This window comes from Pseudoalteromonas sp. J2K-J979 (genome assembly GCF_058169715.2).
Genome location: NZ_CM200281.1, coordinates 1,179,571 through 1,195,114, shown reverse-complemented (window position 1 = coordinate 1,195,114; position 15,544 = coordinate 1,179,571). Strand labels below are relative to the sequence as shown.

Below are 15,544 nucleotides of genomic sequence, written 5' to 3'. Positions count from 1 at the left end.
CGTAACGAAGTGCAAGCATGCCGGATGGAGAGATGTCTAAGATTGTATAAAAAAAACAAAAAAAGCGCTTAATCGGGCTTAAGCGCTGTTTTCTTGATAATCGCATCACGTAAATAACGACTCGTTTCACCTAATAATGAGTGTTTATTCGTCAGTTTCGCAACTGGCCGACTCAGTTCCATCGTCTTGTAGCCTAAGCGAGCAGTTAAAATACCAGCACTTAGGCCTTGCCCTGCTCTTGCAGATAACTTACCCGCTAATTCTGCACCTAAAGCTGTGGTGCCAATATCAGCAATTAGCTCGGCACTTCCTGCAAATAACATGTGCTTAAGTAGACTGCGATACAGAGTTATTCGACTGGCATACCCTAAAGGGATGCCATAAATCTGCGCTATTTGTTCGATCATTTTAGTCCCGCGCCATAACACGGCAGCCATATCAACAAATGCCATGGGGCTAAGAGCCACCAACAACCCGGACTCTGTCGCAAAACGATTGATTATTTTTTTGGCTTGCTGATCCTGCTTTAATAATAATGTTTGTTGATACAAGGCCATCACTTCTTTATCAGTATGATGATGATCAAGTGAAGCCTTGAATTGAGCAAATCCATCTATCGCACTAAACTTATCCAGTTTTGTTAACCACTCCAACGCCTCTCCAACTTGCTCACTGTGCAGTAACCGTTCAGCTGTCTGACGCTGAATATTATGACGCTTTAATCGGCTTAGTAACCGATACTCTCGCCAACTAACATTTCCTATCAACGCAATTGTACTACCAAATAAAGCAGTATACAGCCCGCCTAACCACACTGACTGGCTAAAACTTTCAACTAAAGCCAGCCCTGTTTCGACCGAAATAGCAGTGATTAGACTCACAACAAATAACTGCTTTAAACGTGATGGTTTGTTAACTTTTAAAGCTTGCGTTACGGTTTGCTCAAACTCAGTGTGATCTTCAGTCAGTACAGCTGATTCCTCTATTGGTTTTAAAGGCTGTAGGCTCGGGACAGCTTCATCTGGCGAAAGTGTGTTGATCACTTTCGCTTGCTGCAAGTTTATCGCTTCTTTCACTTTAATTTATCCCCTAATAAAAATTCTAAAACATGATCGAGTCGAATATGACGAATGCAGTTATTTGCGTCTCTATCAGGATAAAAAGCCGGAAATTGAAAACCATGCTGTGGCCATTCTTGAGCAGATAACGGCCGCATGGGTGGCTGAGCAGGTAAATAAGTCATTAACTGGTTCGAGGCGATTTCGCGACCGCGTATACAACTCAATCTCTCACCTTTTTGCTCAACCATAACGGGTTTTGTTGCACAAACGGACGACATCGCCATCGTATCAATTTTAATCCCATCAAAAATTAAATCATTTTTAGCGGCGCTCACGATGCTATCGAGTAGCAAGGTTAGATCTTTATGATGATGGGCGCATAAGTGATCAGATTTAGTCGCCGCAAATAGTAACTTATCTATTTTTGGTTGGAATAGCCGTTTAATAAAGTTACTTTTTCCGTAACTAAAGTGCTTAATTAATCGGTTTATCGCTTGAGTTTGCTCATCAAACACATCATGTCCTTGAGCCAGTGCATCCAATAAATCCACCAATATAATTTGACGGTCAAACTGGGAAAAATGTTGCTGATAAAAACTTTGTACGACGTCTTTTACATAGGCCTGATAGCGAGTCTGTACATGGTGGTACATAGAGCCTTCTTCTACAGATCCTATTTCAGGTAATGGAAAAAACGCTAAAATCGGTGCACCCGCTAAATCCCCAGGCATTAGCATACGTCCTGGTTGCAGTACACTGAGCTTTAATTCATCTTTAAATGTACGCAGAAGCCCTTGATATTCTAAAGCTAATTCAGCTAATAGCTGTTCATCGACCGTTCCTTGCCAATCGATTGCAGTGAGTTGTTCTAGAAACGACTCAGCATGTACTTGTCTTGGAGAGCGATTAAGTAATTCAAGCTGCTGCTGCGACCACTGTGCAAAAGTAAGCTCAAGCATCGGCAAGTCCATTAACCATTCGCCTGGGTAATCGATCAAATCGACTAATAAAGTTTGCGTATCACTTATTTGAGCGCGCAACCCACTGCCCGGTCTGTATTTGATGGCAATTCGCAAGGTATTGATCCGCTCAGTTGAGCTTGGCCACTGCCCTTGTTTTAGACTGCTTATCCCATCACGATAGGGAAAAGTTGAGATATCAAGTTCACTCTGCGGGACAGTTTTGGCCGCAATTAAGCGCTCAGACTGAACAATGGAGAAAAATGGTAAATTTTGTTTCGTCGCTTGCTCCGTCAAATGATGAACAAGTGCAGTTATAAACGCTGTTTTTCCACTTCGACTTAAACCAGTCACTGCGAGTTTGACATGTTGATCTAATCCACGCTGCAGCAGCTGTTGTGCTTGATGTTGGTATTGTCTAAAAGTCGCTGAATTTTTAAGAGATGAGAACATAGTTTAGCGGTGCTATCAGCTAAGAAGAGATAGCACCTTTAATTCCTATAGTTTATTAATTTCATGGCTCACGGTGAACTCCGGCGATGTTACATATTTTTCCATAGTTTGAATACGTCCATCAATGCGCGTGAGTTGCTCTTTTAAATCTTGTAACGCGCGACGAGGTGGCTCACCCGTTTGCCATACTTTAAATTTCACTTCCACTGGTCGTTCATCTTTTGCTGAACTTGTGCTCGCTTTTTTATAGCTACTGTCTGTGCCCGGCTTTTTGTCTAAAATAAACCAAGCAGCGACATATGCAACAACAAAGAAAGGCCCGCCGGTTAATAACACTGCTGAAATAAAAATGATTCTGACCAGCCAAAGTTCCATCGTAAAGTAATCACTTAATCCTGCACATACACCGGCAATCTTACCTCTACCTGGATCTCGGTATAACTCTCGTTTTTGACTATTCATCCTTTATTCCTCCATTGAGGCGCCTCTGCATCTAACAAAGACTCTAATGTGTGAATACGTTCAGCCATTTTTTCAGCTTTATCGGCTAAATCAACTAATTGACGATGCTCATGTTCGCTCAGCCCTTGGCTTACTTGTTTTTTACTGCGGTAATGTAAGATTAACCACAATGGCGCAACAAAAATCATAAATAAAACCAGTGGCGCAACGATAAATTCAAAACCGTTCATAGTGTTCTCCCTTGTTCCTGTTGAAAACTAAGTAACCGAAGTTACTTAGTTTTTTTAGCCATTTTTTCTTTTAATTGCGCCAACTCATCAGACACACTGTCATCACTTTGTAAATCTGCGATTTCATCAGCAAGTGATTTCTTACCTAAATCATACGACTCGACTTGCGACTCTAAGCCGTCAATTTTACTTTCATAGCGTTCAAAGCGACTCAGAGCATCATCGACTTTAGAAGTATCCAGCGCCTTTTTCACTTCTAAGCGCGATTCAGCTGAACGTTGGCGTAAAATAATCGCTTTCTGACGGCTTTTTGCATCAGCCAGCTTATCTTGCAGCTGTCCAACTTCGAGTTGTAATTTATTGATATGCTCTTCAACATGCGCTAACTCTTTCGCTACCGCACTTGCAGCATCGCTTACTTTTTTCTTTTCAATTAACGCTGCTCTAGCAAGATCTTCGCGCTCTTTTGACAACGCTAGTTCAGCTTTATCTTGCCACTCTTGCGATTCTTGGTTGAGCTGCTCAACTCGACGGCTTAATTCTTTTTTCTCGGCCAAAGTACGTGCAGATGTTGAACGTACTTCGACTAACGTATCTTCCATTTCTTGAATAATTAACCGTACCATTTTTTCTGGGTCTTCGGCTTTATCTAAAATTGAGTTGATATTTGAGTTAACAATATCTGCAAAACGTGAAAAAATTCCCATAATAACTACCTCTTTATAAAACGATATTGACTTAATTAGTTAGTTTACTGGTATCAAAATACTTGCCAACTTTTCACCTCACCTTAACCATTTGTTTTATATCAAATTTTAACTAAAACAACAAATACCTTTAGTTCTCACAACTTTTAAAATACACTACTTATTAGCGTAAATGACTAAGAGTTAGGGATAATGAGCCGCTTCAACCAACAAGACAATTTATTAGGCCAATCAAACAGTTTTTTAGAGGTGCTTGAGCAAGTTTCTCAATTAGCCCCGTTAAATAAACCCGTTTTGATCATTGGTGAACGAGGAACGGGTAAAGAACTCATTGCGGCCCGCCTTCATTACCTTTCAACTCGCTGGGATCAAAGTTATGTGACTCTCAATTGTGCCGCTTTAAATGAAAATTTACTCGAAAGTGAATTGTTTGGCCACGAATCAGGGGCATTTACTGGTGCGAGCAAACGCCACGAAGGACGCTTTGAACGAGCCGATGGCGGTACCCTCTTTTTAGATGAATTAGCTAATACTTCTGGCTTGGTTCAAGAGAAACTCTTACGTGTCATTGAGTATGGTGAATTTGAGCGTGTCGGTGGTAAAAGCACCGTTAAAATAAATACACGTTTAGTCTGTGCAACCAATGAAGATTTACCTGATCTCGCTGAGCAAGGTGAGTTTCGCAGTGATTTACTCGACCGACTGGCATTTGATGTGATTACGCTTCCTCCGTTAAGAGAGCGAAAAGATGATATTTTGATATTAGCCGAACACTTTGCAATCAATATGGCACGAGATCTCGAGTGGGAGCTGTTTAGTGGCTTTACTAAATCCGCACAAGAAACCTTATTAAATCACAGTTGGCCTGGTAATATCCGTGAACTCAAAAATGTGGTAGAGCGTAGTGTATACCGAAATGCTAATGCTCATATCCCAGTCCACAACATTATCCTTGATCCTTTTTCAAGCCCCTTTCGCCCAAAAAGCAGAGTCAAAACTCAAGATAGGATCAGTTCAATTGCGACTGATACAAAAGAACCAGCCAACCCGACGGTTTCCTCTGTCACAGCTTCGGCCTTGCCAGCAAACTCGGCGATCCGAGAGTTTCCATGTGACTTAAAAGAGTTGTCTAACCAATTTGAAATTGACTTGATCAATGATGCATTAAAATTTAGTCAGTTTAACCAAAAGAAAACTGCACAAATGCTTGGCTTAACGTATCATCAGCTAAGAGGCTACCTCAAAAAATATAACTTACTAGATAGTCAGCCAAAACAAGAGGTTTAATGGGTGAATAAATTCATCTTAATTATTGCTTTGTTTCTCCTTAACGGATGTAATGAAAGTGATTTTAATCAAGATATTAAGGGCTTAGTTTATTGCTCTGAAGCTAACCCTGTAAGCTTTAACCCTCAGGTTACCACCACAGGTTCAACCATAGATGTGATTGCTAACCAATTGTACAACCGCCTCATCAATATAGACCCTGATACGGGTGAGTTTACGCCATCATTGGCAACGAGCTGGTCAATGAGCGATGACCGAAAGAAAATCACTTTCAAACTCAGAGAGAACGTCAAGTTCCATACCACCGATTATTTTACCCCAACTCGCAATTTCAATGCCGATGACGTTATTTTTACTTTTAGCCGTTTATTTGATGTGTATAACCCTTTTCACTTTGTTGGTAATGCCCAATCTCCTTATCCCTATTTTCGCAGTATTGGTTTAGATCAATTAATTAAAGGAATTACCAAAGATAATAACTATCAAGTGACATTTGAACTCTTTAATGCCAATAGCAGTTTTCTCGCCAATATTGCCACTGACTTTTCTGTCGTGCTTTCTGCTGAATACGCTAAAAACCTTCAAGCGATTGATGATTTAGAAGCAATAGATAAATTTCCAGTCGGAACAGGGCCTTATTTTTTCAAAGAATTTAAGCGAGATATTTTAGTCCGTTACTATCGCCACCCAGAGTATTGGCATACATTAGGAAAGCTAGATCAGCTGGTGTTTGATATCACGCCAAACAGTACCACTCGCATCGCAAAAATGATGACCCATGAGTGCGATGTGACAGCCCATCCGAATGCGACCCAGCTTTCAATTTTAGCCCAGCGTGATGATATTAATGTGCAGAAAATTACTTACTTAAATGTTGGTTATTGGGCATTCAATACACGTAAAGCCCCTTTTGACGATCCTAGAGTCCGCCGAGCGCTTTCTCATGCCATTGATATTGATAAAATAATGGATTCTGTATTTCTTGGTACCGGAAAACGAGCTAGGTCACTCTTACCTCCGTCCTCTTGGGCCTATCAAGCACAAGCAAATTACCCAAGTTACAACCCAGAACTTGCGATGTTATTATTAGAACAAGTAGGCCTTCAACAGGGCTTTAAAATGGATTTATGGGCAGCACCGGTCTCACGAATTTATAATCCAAATGCACGAAAAATGGCCGAACTCATCCAAAGCGATCTCAAAAAAGTGGGGATTACAGTCAATATCGTTGAGTATGAGTGGAACACTTTTTTGAGTAAACTTGAAAGCCATCAACATGATAGTGTGCTCATTGGCTGGGCCGCAGATTCACCTGATCCCGATAACTTTTTTAGTCCCATTTTGAGTTGCTCAGCTGCCATTAATGGAAAAAATCAAGCAAATTGGTGTAACCCTGAGTTTGATCTACTCCTAACACAAGCGCTTGATACCACAGATATTGAGCAACGCAAGCAATTCTATTATCAAGCTCAGCAATTATTGATGCAGCAGATACCTTTGCTGCCCTTGGCGCATGGAATGCGTTTTCAAGCAACAACAAAAGAAGTGACTGGTATAGAACTAAAACCCTTTGGCGGTGTTTCACTCGCCAATGCGGAGAAACAATAATGCTAAGAGAGTACTTAATCCGCCGATTCACATTGTTGTGTTTTATGACGCTTTTACTGAGCTTATTTACTTTCTGGTTGAGTTATTTGTTCCCAGGTGATCCACTCGTCAACTTAAGTGGTATCCAAAACCCATCGTTTGAACAAATTGATGAGCTCACGATAAAATATCGTTTTGATGAAAATATCGCTGTCCAATATTTTGCCTTCGTTAACCGAATTGTTGCGGGTGATTGGGGGTTTTCTTTTGCATCCGGGCTGCCTGTCTTTGAGCAAATTAAAGGGCTCTTCCCTGCAACTTTAGAGCTCTCTCTGTATGCATTGGCTGTTTCCGTGATTATCGGCGTACCTTCAGGCATCGTTGCTGCAGCGTATTATAAAAAGTGGCCTGATAAATTGATCAATGCCGTGACATTAATGGCCTACTCAACACCAATATTTTGGTTAGCACTTATATTTATCATGGTGTTTTGTTTGCAACTTGGTCTTTTACCCATGTCTGGTCGCTTAAGCCTGTTATATGAGATACCTGAGGTCTCTCACTTTATTATCATTGATATTTTACTTTCAAATAGCCCTTATAAAGGTCAAGCATTACTCGATGCACTCCGGCACTTAGCTTTACCGACTCTTGTATTAGCGACTTACCCAACAACTGTATTAGTAAGGTTTACCCGAGATTCTATGTTGGATGTGTTAGAACAAAACTATATTAAAACAGCAAGAGCTAAAGGGCTCACTCGTGGGCAACTCATTTATCATCATGCGTTACGCAACGCGCTACTCCCTGTTATTAAGCAAATAGGTTTACAGTTTAGTACCTTGATCACATTAGCTATGGTCACAGAAGTGATTTTCTCTTGGCCTGGCGTAGGACGATGGCTCATTGATAGTATTTATCAACGAGATTACCCTGCCATTCAAGGTGGGCTATTAGCTGTTTCCATGTTTATCATTATAGCGACCATTATTGCCGATATGATGCACACTTTGTTTGACCCTATCAGTCGGAATCAAGCCCATGGCAAAATTTAAACTCTACGATGAAGAGCAAAACAAAGCACCGATCCGACAGCTTTGGCGCTCTTTTAAAGATAATCACATTGCATTAGTTGGCCTGTGGTTGTTTATTATTTTAGCCATATTAGCCGTATTAGCTCCTCTCATCTCGCCTTATGGTATTAATGAACAAAATGGCCAAGCACTTCTATTACCTCCTTCTTGGGATGAAGCGGGGAGCGTCCATTTTATTTTAGGCACTGATGATCTTGGTCGAGATATGCTCTCTCGCTTGATGAATGGTGCAACTTATACATTTGGTTTGTCTATTCTCGCAGCGTTAATTACCACCATTATAGGTGTCATGTTAGGGGTGTTAGCAGGGCTCACGCGCGGAGTCCGCTCTAGTTTCTTAAATCATTTATTGGATGTGACTTTATCTATTCCATCCTTATTACTGGCCATTATTATTGTTGCGGTCTTAGGACCTGGTTTGCTTAATACAGTCTGGGCTATTGTTTTATCTTTACTCCCTCAATATATTCATTCGGTCAGAAATTTAGTTGTTCAAGAGCTCAATAAGGATTACATCACTGCACATAAACTTGATGGCGCAAATAAATGGCAGATACTCATAAATGGGATCTTGCCAAATATCTATGAGCATATCGTCGTTATTTTTACAATGTCTCTTTCAACAGCAATATTAGATGTCGCTGCACTGGGTTTTCTTAAATTGGGAGCTCAACCACCGACAGCTGAATGGGGAGCGATTTTGGCACAAAATTTAGGTTTAATTTATCTGGCCCCTTGGACTGTTGCTTTGCCTGGTATTTTATTATTCTTAGCCGTACTTTCGACTAACTTAGTTGGAGATGGTTTACGTCAAGCCCTGCAAAAGCGGAGAGCGGCCTAATGCAATTGCTCGATATTCGAAACTTAACGATTGAACTCGAAACGGGTGGCACGGTCATTCGTGCCGTTGATAAAGTGAATCTGAGCCTCAAAGAAGGCGAAGTACATGCATTAGTCGGTGAGTCAGGATCAGGAAAAAGTCTCATAGCTAAAGCCATCGTCGGCGTACTAAATGAACGTTGGAAAGTGACCGCTGATAGGATGCATTGGCGAGGGATCGATTTAATGCGCTTATCTGCAGAAAAACGGCGTAAGATTATCAGTCAAGATATCGCTATGATTTATCAAGAGCCAAGCCGTAGTCTTGACCCCACCACTAAAATCTATGAGCAAATCGAAGAAAGCATTCCAACTGAAGATCTCAGTGGTTTTTTCTGGCAAAAAGCCTCACAACGTAAGCAGCGCTCGCGTGCCCTGTTGCATAAAGTGGGGATCAGAGAGCATAAAAAAATCCTCGACAGCTACCCACATGAGCTGTCTGAAGGGATCTGCCAAAAAGTCATGATTGCGATGGCGATTGCTCGTAAACCGAGTCTACTGATCGCAGATGAGCCAACCACCGCATTAGAGAGTACCACTCGAGCTCAAGTATTCAGGCTGTTAAAGAGCCTTAATTTATTGAAGAACATGTCAATCCTAATGATTTCTCATGAATTAGAAGAATTGGTGTCTTGGACACATTGCATGCACGTTTTATATTGTGGACAAATGGTTGAAGCAGGCCCGACGAAAAAGATTTTCAAGGCTCCCCATCATCCTTATACTCAAGCATTATTAAAAAGCTTGCCAGATTATAATATTGATTTGCAGCACAAAGGTGAGATTTATGCACTTAAAGGGACCATTCCGACCTTACACCACCTTCCCATCGGCTGTCGGTTAGGTCCTCGATGCCCACAGGCACAAAAAGCTTGTGTTGCCACACCATTACTCACTAATTACCACGGTCATAGCTATGCGTGCCACTTTCCGCTGATTAAAGAGAAATAATCATGCAACCGGTATTAAAAGTACAAGCGCTATCAAAAGAGTTTAATGTCCGATCAGGCTTATTTCGTAGTAAAAAACTTAAAGTATTAAGTGATATCTCTTTTTGTTTAAACGCTGGCCAAACGATTGCAATAATTGGTGAAACAGGATCAGGTAAAAGTACCTTAGCAAAAATTTTAGCGGGTGCTGAATCATGTGACACAGGACAGATTTTGCTAGAAGGACACGTTATTGAAGATGGTGGGCAAAGGCAGCGTAATTGTCGAGATATCCGATTGATTTTTCAAAACCCGGCCAGCTCTCTTAACCCAAGCAGCCCAATTGGAAAGATTTTAAATGAAATCCTTCTCCATAATACCGAGTTGAATGACGCTCAAAGAAAGGAGAAAATCAATACAACCTTGCTCAAAGTCGGTTTATTAAGTGAACACAAGCTCTATTATCCGCATATGTTTTCTGGTGGACAATTACAACGTGTCGCTCTCGCTCGTGCGCTGATCCTCGATCCTAAAGTTGTCGTACTTGATGAAGCGCTCTCGGCGCTTGACCCATCTGTAAGAGCACAAACTGTTAATTTACTTTTAAAATTACAACGTGAATCAAATTTAAGTTATGTGCTAATAACACATCACCTAAGTTTAGTTAAACACATGAGTGATAGCTTAGTCGTGTTAGATCATGGTCACATCGTTGAATGTGGAGGTACTCATGCCATTTTTGACGATCCACAATCACGAATTACGCAGCGTCTATTAAACTGCTGATATTAAACTGCTGATATTAAACTGCTAATTGTTTTAAATTTGACCCAACAAAAAAGGCGCAATTAAAATGCGCCTTTTCTAATGGGTCAACCATCGAGTTAGTTTTGTTCTGCTTCTGCAATAGTCGCAGCCGCTTTAACTTCGGCTTTTTGCTTAAGCGCATCAACAAACACTAAGTAATTACGGTTAATTTGCTCAACCGTAATATTCTCTGTCGCACGCGGGTCTAATGCAGACTCTGGCGCTTGTTTAACTGCTAAAAGTGATACCAGTGCAACATCACCATTAACCAGCGTAATACGCTCTAAGGTAGGCTGTTCTGCATCAGGGTGGCTGATTTGAAATACATCCTTAGCCATGCCTGGTGCAAGTGTATAATCACTACGCTTCACATCTCGTGCTTGTTCAACATTCAATGCTAATTCTTGCGCAATTTCTTGTAATGTTGAACCCGCTTGTAATTTAGCAAAAAGTTCTTCACCACGCGTTGCATTCAATTCACTGGCTTTTTGCTTCACTAATACCGCTTTAATTTGCTCACTGACTTCTTCTAAAGTCTTAGTGGCTGCTGGTTTGTGATCTTTAACACGCATTACAATTACATGCTCATTACCCAACTCAATGACTTCTGAATTAACTTTATCTTCAAGTAATTCAACTGAGAAAGCAGTTTGTAGTACTGAAGGGCTATTAACAGGTGCGGGAGCATTAAAACGGCTAAACAGTGGTGTCGATTGAACGGGCATTTCAACTGCTTCGGCAGCTTCAACAAGGGAGTCAGCAACTTCAAATGCTAATTCAGCTAAGCGAGTTTGCAACTCATAAAAATGCTCTGTTTTATGTTCTTGCTCTAATTGGGCAACCAAATCGGCTCTAACATCATCAAGTGTTTTCTCTTGTGCAGATTGAAGATCTGTTAACTTAATGATATGAAAACCAAATTCAGATTGTACAACCCCAGAAACATCGTTTTTGGCTGCGAGAGAAAATGCCGCATCTTCAAAAGCAGGATCCATCATATCACGGTCAATCCAATCTAAATCTCCCCCTACTTCAGCGCTGACAACATCATCAGATTCCGCCTGCGCAAGTTCAGCGAAATCTTCGCCGGCTTCGATTCGAGCTAATAAACTCGCAGCTTTGTCTTTTGCTGCGGCCTCATCTTCTGATGAATCAACTAAGATGTGAGCAACACGTCGTCTTTCAGGTTCAAGGTACTGAGCTTTATTTTCGTTATAAAGTGCTGTGATTTCTTCTTCTGTGACTTCTTTAACAACTGGAATTGAATCAGCTTTTAATTCAACATATTCAACAGCTACTTGCTCTTCAGATAAAAACTGACTTTGATTAATTGTGTAGTAATCAGAAATTTCTTCATCTGTGATAGTAATATCTTTGCTAACTTGCTCAGCTGTTAACAGCACATAATCTAAATCACGCAATTGCCCCTGCAGCTGTGTTGCGGCAGAAACTTCACTTGGTAAAGCGAAGTCGCTCGCGGCAACGGCCGATACTAACTGACTACGAGTCATTTCTTCACGTAAATAGTTACGGAAAGTATCGGGTTGGAAATTCATTTGACGAATGACTTGCAAATAACGGTCATTGCTGAATTGGCCACCAATATTAAAATATGGCAGCGTGCGAATTTCTTCTTTAATTGCCGCATCGCTGACTCGTAAACCGAGTTCGTTAGCCAATTGTGATTGGAGTTCTTGTTGGACTAAGCGGTCAATAACACCTTCACGAACTCGCGCCATGTACGCTGGGTCACTCGCGATTTGAGTGAAATACTCACCAAATTGCTGTTCTAAACGACTACGCTCATTTTCGTATGCGCGGGCAAATTTTGTTTGGCTAATTTTTTGGCCATTTACTACAGCTACAGGTTGATCATTAGTCTGCCCTAAGTAGCTGCCTATTCCTGCTAAGGCAAACGATAGGATAACTAGACCAAGAATAATCTTGGCAGTAAGTCCTTGAGAGCCTTCTCTTATTTTCTCTAGCATTATTAATTCTCTTTGGTCTGAGCTGTACTACATGTAAAAAAAGCGCATCTTAACAGATGCGCCTTTTTACTTAAAGTTTTTGGCATGATTACTAAAGTAAACTTTTATAACCTTTGCGCAAAACGCCAATTTGTGCCGAAAACTTTCGCCTGTAAACAGTGATTTAGTTTACAGAATCTTTCAGCGTTTTACCTGCTTTGAAAGATGGAATATTTGCAGCTGCAATTTCGATTGTTGCACCAGTTTGTGGGTTACGACCTGTACGAGCAGCACGCTCACGTACAGAGAAAGTACCAAAACCAACGAGTGCTACAGAGTCACCTTCTTTTAATGCATTTGTTACTGAGCCGATGAATGAATCTAGAGCGCGGCCAGCGGCAGCTTTAGAAATGTCAGCGCCAGCAGCGATTTCGTCAATTAGTTGAGACTTGTTCACAATATCATCCCCTTACATTGTTGTAGAAGCGAGCGCTTGAATTATTATTTTTTACAAACGCTGTTTTTATTATCCTAGATAAGGCACGCGAGCATGACTTTCTAAATTTAAATTCGTTGTAAGCCTAGGCCCTATAAGGGCTAGGCTTAAAAACCAGTGCCTAACTTAGCATACCTCTTCGATTTGAAAAGCCCTTTACAGCACTTTTTTCACGTTTTTTATGCTTTTTTTTCAGTTTCGATTGAAAAAGTATCAATTGGATTAACTAAAGCTAACTCAAGCACTTCATCAATCAGTTTAACCGGATGAATCGATAGGCCTTGTACGACATTCTGCGGGATTTCTTTTAAGTCGCGTTCGTTATCTTTAGGGATAATAACCGTCTTAATACCGCCTCGATGAGCTGCTAAAAGCTTCTCTTTTAAACCTCCAATCGGTAACACTTCACCACGCAAAGTAATTTCGCCTGTCATTGCGACTTCAGAACGAACAGGATTGCCTGTCAGACTGGAAACAAGGCAAGTAACCATTGCGATCCCTGCACTGGGACCATCCTTTGGCGTCGCACCTTCTGGTACATGGACATGAATATCGCGCTTTTCATGGAAATCTGCATTGATTCGCAGTTTATCTGCTCGACTTCTAACGACCGTCATGGCCGCCTGAATCGACTCCTGCATCACATCTCCAAGTGAACCTGTATAAGTTAATTTGCCTTTACCTACGACTGCAGCGCTTTCGATAGTCAGTAAATCTCCACCGACTTCAGTCCATGCTAAGCCCGTCACTTGACCAACGCGATCATCACCTTCAGCTTTACCATAATCAAATCGTTGAACACCTAAGTAGGTTTCAAGGTTTTCTTGATTAATCGTGACATTACTCACCCCTTTGGTCAGTAAGATTTCTTTCACTGCTTTACGGCACAGTTTTGAAATTTCACGCTCAAGGTTCCGCACACCTGCTTCGCGGGTGTAATAACGAATAATACCAATAATGGCACTTTCTTCTATGGTGATTTCTTTCTCTTTAAGGCCATTTCGCTTTATTTGCTTTGGCACTAAGTGCTGCAAAGCAATGTTGAGTTTTTCGTCTTCTGTGTAACCGGCCAACCGAATAACTTCCATTCGGTCTAACAATGGACCTGGAATGTTAAAGCTATTAGAAGTCGCAACAAACATCACATCCGATAAATCATAATCGACTTCAAGATAGTGATCATTGAATGCTGTATTTTGCTCTGGGTCTAAAACTTCCAGTAAAGCAGAAGCAGGATCGCCACGCATGTCTGATGACATTTTATCTATTTCATCAAGAAGGAATAACGGGTTTTTGACGCCCACTTTCGACATGTTTTGTACGATTTTCCCTGGCATTGCGCCGATATAAGTACGACGATGACCTCGAATTTCAGCTTCATCACGCACGCCACCTAACGCCATACGAATATATTTACGACCAGTAGATTTAGCGATTGACTGCCCCAGTGATGTTTTACCCACACCAGGAGGGCCAACAAGGCATAAAATAGGGCCTTTGAGTTTGTTGGTTCGCTGTTGAACCGCTAAATACTCAATAATACGTTCTTTTACTTTTTCAAGCCCATAATGATCAGCATCTAGCACTTGCTGCGCTGCAGCTAGATCTTTTTTCACCTTAGAACGTTTCTTCCAGGGTACACCTATCATCCAATCAATATATGAACGAACAACTGTGGCCTCTGCAGACATCGGCGACATCATCTTTAATTTATTGAGCTCGGCACGAGTTTTTTCCGCCGCTTCAGCTGGCATCGCAGCTTCTTCGATTTTCTTGTTAAGAGTTTCAAATTCATCGGGTACTTCATCAAGTTCACCCAACTCTTTTTGAATCGCTTTCATTTGCTCATTCAAATAGTATTCGCGCTGGCTCTTTTCCATTTGTTTTTTAACACGCGACCGAATTTTTTTCTCAACTTGCAATAAGTCAATTTCACCTTCCATCACAGCCATTAAATACTCTAACCGCTCAGTAACATTAGCGATTTCAAGGACTTTTTGCTTTTCAGGCACTTTTAATGGCATATGCGCTGCCATTGTATCAGCTAGGCGAGCAGGCTCATCAATCGAAGAAACTGAAGTCAGTACTTCTGGTGGTATTTTTTTGTTCAGTTTCACATAGCCTTCAAATTGGCTAATCGCACTACGAATAAAAATATCTTGTTCTTGCTCAGGAATATCATCTGAGACTAAGAACTGCACATCAGCCATGAAGAATGTGTCTGTTTGTGTAAACTGATTTATTTGCGCGCGCTGCGTTCCCTCGACCAGCACTTTCACTGTGCCATCAGGTAATTTCAACAATTGCAAGATAGTCGCAATAGTACCTACATGGAACACATCGTCGCTTTGGGGTTCATCAATAGCAGCATCTTTTTGAGCTACAAGAAAAATTTGTTTGTCGTTTTCCATTGCTGCTTCTAAGCATTTAATGGATTTCTCTCGGCCAACAAATAACGGTATAACCATGTGTGGATAAACCACAACATCCCGTAATGCTAACACTGGAATCTCGACACAGTCCGTACGTTCTAGCGTCATTATTATTCTCTGGTACTTGGTTAAAAAATTAAGGCTACTTGAGTATATGGGGATATTATGCGTAAAGATCAACGATTTTATTAAAA

14 protein-coding genes are annotated in these 15,544 nt (G+C 41.0%); 6 read left to right on the top strand and 8 right to left on the bottom strand.

Translation table 11 applies throughout. From position 1 onward, the window contains the following. Window positions 1–68 precede the first annotated feature (68 nt). The 5 genes from AC3KVK_RS05590 to pspA are packed head-to-tail and all read right to left on the bottom strand — an operon-like array spanning window position 69 to window position 3,872. Window positions 69–1,076: a YcjF family protein gene (locus AC3KVK_RS05590; protein WP_490313071.1), complete on the bottom strand. Its 1,008-nt coding sequence runs from the start codon at window positions 1,074–1,076 to the stop codon at window positions 69–71. Next, entirely contained in the window at window positions 1,073–2,473 is a 1,401-nt protein-coding gene (locus AC3KVK_RS05585) for a YcjX family GTP-binding protein (protein ID WP_490313070.1), read from the bottom strand. Before AC3KVK_RS05585 ends, AC3KVK_RS05590 begins: the two co-directional genes overlap by 4 nt. Window positions 2,474–2,518: 45 nt before the next feature. Continuing rightward, window positions 2,519–2,935, bottom strand: a complete 417-nt coding sequence (pspC, locus tag AC3KVK_RS05580; protein WP_490313069.1) for an envelope stress response membrane protein PspC — start codon at window positions 2,933–2,935, stop codon at window positions 2,519–2,521. Further along, window positions 2,932–3,165: an envelope stress response membrane protein PspB gene (gene pspB / locus AC3KVK_RS05575; RefSeq protein WP_490313068.1), complete on the bottom strand. Its 234-nt coding sequence runs from the start codon at window positions 3,163–3,165 to the stop codon at window positions 2,932–2,934. Before pspB ends, pspC begins: the two co-directional genes overlap by 4 nt. Before the next feature lie 41 nt (window positions 3,166–3,206). After that, window positions 3,207–3,872 carry a phage shock protein PspA gene (gene pspA / locus AC3KVK_RS05570; protein WP_490313067.1) on the bottom strand — a complete coding sequence of 222 codons (666 nt, stop codon included), beginning with the start codon at window positions 3,870–3,872 and terminating at the stop codon, window positions 3,207–3,209. Window positions 3,873–4,064: 192 nt separating this feature from the next. Between pspA and pspF the strand changes: the two genes are divergently transcribed. The 6 genes from pspF to AC3KVK_RS05540 are packed head-to-tail and all read left to right on the top strand — an operon-like array spanning window position 4,065 to window position 10,434. Beyond that, window positions 4,065–5,159, top strand: a complete 1,095-nt coding sequence (pspF, locus tag AC3KVK_RS05565; RefSeq protein ID WP_490313066.1) for a phage shock protein operon transcriptional activator — start codon at window positions 4,065–4,067, stop codon at window positions 5,157–5,159. 3 nt (window positions 5,160–5,162) lie between these two features. Further along, a complete protein-coding gene (locus tag AC3KVK_RS05560; RefSeq protein ID WP_490313065.1) occupies window positions 5,163–6,767 on the top strand; it encodes an ABC transporter substrate-binding protein in 1,605 nt (534 codons plus the stop codon). Then, window positions 6,767–7,801: an ABC transporter permease gene (locus AC3KVK_RS05555; RefSeq protein ID WP_490313064.1), complete on the top strand. Its 1,035-nt coding sequence runs from the start codon at window positions 6,767–6,769 to the stop codon at window positions 7,799–7,801. The genes AC3KVK_RS05560 and AC3KVK_RS05555 overlap by 1 nt, the downstream gene beginning before the upstream one ends. Next, entirely contained in the window at window positions 7,788–8,681 is an 894-nt protein-coding gene (locus AC3KVK_RS05550; protein ID WP_490313063.1) for an ABC transporter permease subunit, read from the top strand. The genes AC3KVK_RS05555 and AC3KVK_RS05550 overlap by 14 nt, the downstream gene beginning before the upstream one ends. Next, window positions 8,681–9,670 (top strand): peptide ABC transporter ATP-binding protein, encoded by a 990-nt coding sequence (locus AC3KVK_RS05545; protein ID WP_490313062.1) that lies wholly within the window; start codon window positions 8,681–8,683, stop codon window positions 9,668–9,670. Before AC3KVK_RS05550 ends, AC3KVK_RS05545 begins: the two co-directional genes overlap by 1 nt. Window positions 9,671–9,672: 2 nt before the next feature. Beyond that, window positions 9,673–10,434, top strand: a complete 762-nt coding sequence (locus AC3KVK_RS05540; protein ID WP_490313061.1) for an ATP-binding cassette domain-containing protein — start codon at window positions 9,673–9,675, stop codon at window positions 10,432–10,434. A 98-nt stretch (window positions 10,435–10,532) separates the two neighbouring features. Here the strand turns inward: AC3KVK_RS05540 and AC3KVK_RS05535 are convergent, their stop codons facing one another. From AC3KVK_RS05535 to lon, 3 genes are all read right to left on the bottom strand, one after another. After that, window positions 10,533–12,443 carry a SurA N-terminal domain-containing protein gene (locus tag AC3KVK_RS05535; protein WP_490313060.1) on the bottom strand — a complete coding sequence of 637 codons (1,911 nt, stop codon included), beginning with the start codon at window positions 12,441–12,443 and terminating at the stop codon, window positions 10,533–10,535. A 163-nt stretch (window positions 12,444–12,606) separates the two neighbouring features. Beyond that, window positions 12,607–12,879, bottom strand: a complete 273-nt coding sequence (gene hupB / locus AC3KVK_RS05530) for a nucleoid-associated protein HU-beta (RefSeq protein WP_086743738.1) — start codon at window positions 12,877–12,879, stop codon at window positions 12,607–12,609. A 218-nt stretch (window positions 12,880–13,097) separates the two neighbouring features. Further along, window positions 13,098–15,458 carry an endopeptidase La gene (lon, locus tag AC3KVK_RS05525; RefSeq protein ID WP_490313059.1) on the bottom strand — a complete coding sequence of 787 codons (2,361 nt, stop codon included), beginning with the start codon at window positions 15,456–15,458 and terminating at the stop codon, window positions 13,098–13,100. Between the last annotated feature and the right edge of the window lie 86 nt (window positions 15,459–15,544).